Annotated in this window: 2 protein-coding genes; one reads left to right on the top strand and one right to left on the bottom strand. The window is 47.5% G+C overall.

All coding sequences use genetic code 11. The features are described 5' to 3' along the window. On the top strand, positions 1 to 502 hold a 502-nt coding region (locus tag A3751_RS17385; RefSeq protein WP_156492575.1), incomplete at its 5' end, for a pseudouridine synthase. Between the two features lie 25 nt (positions 503 to 527). On the opposite strand, the gene A3751_RS17380 is transcribed toward A3751_RS17385, so the two are convergent. Continuing rightward, positions 528 to 1,028 (bottom strand): gamma-glutamyltransferase (locus A3751_RS17380; RefSeq protein ID WP_197466454.1); only part of this gene is annotated, 501 nt, incomplete at its 5' end.

Here is a 1,028-nt window from a genome sequence, read left to right as displayed (position 1 = left end):
AGATCGTGTGACAAGCGGTGCTCTGTTAGTTGCGAAAAATAGCCGAGCGAATAGTGCGCTTTCGCAACTATTTCAATCAAAAACGGTCGACAAAGTTTACCTCGCCATTAGTGATAAAAAACCCAAGAAGAAACAGGGGCTTATATCGGGAGATATGGAGAAATCGAGGGGCGGTAGCTACAAGCTCTGCAGAACACATCTTAACCCCAGTGTTACGCGGTTTTACGCATGCCCGTCTGATGAAGGATGGGGGTTTTGGTTAATGCCGCAGACAGGGCAAACCCATCAACTTCGTGTCGCATGCAAGTCTTTAGGTAGCCCTATCCTTGGTGATTCGCGTTACGGTGGTACTTCGGCTGAACGATGTTTTTTACACGCATACCAGATCAAATTTCGATATCTCGATGAGGATTACTGTATCCATGCGGAGCCTTCCGAACCGATGTTTCTAAAGGTGCTAGAAAAACTCCGGCAGCGGAAAGAGCTAAAACAAGGGCTTTAGTCGTTCGTTGCTCGTCGTCTCAAGGCTAATCGCCGGCAACGTGTCCCTCGCGTCGCTCATCCGCCGCACCTATCAAACGCGCATTCGCTTTGTCGATTTTTATCACATGGAGACCTGAATTGAGATCGCGCTCTTGTGTCTCGTATCCCATTTTTTTAAAACGAGCGACCAACTCGTCATCCAACTTCAGCTTCTCTACATCCATTTGCCCATATCGGTTACTGATATGCGCTGCATTGATCGCGTTATAAGGGTGCTGATTCCACATTAAAGTGCGTATCAGCGAGTTGGCAACATAGTTAATGATCCTTGATCCACCGGGCGATCCAATGGCCATTTTGGGGGCGCCGGTTTCCATAACGATGGTGGGGGCCATCGACGATCTAGGCCGCTTTGCAGCTTGAACACGGTTCGCGATCAAACCTTGTTCGTTTTCATACGAGAATGAAAAATCTGTTAGCTCATTGTTTAACAAGAAACCATTCACCATCAATCTTGAACCGAATCCATTTTCGATCGTACTGGT

This window comes from Oleiphilus sp. HI0080, from assembly GCF_001635135.1.
The sequence above is the reverse complement of the archived record's forward strand: the minus strand, read 5'-3'. Positions and strand labels throughout refer to the sequence as shown.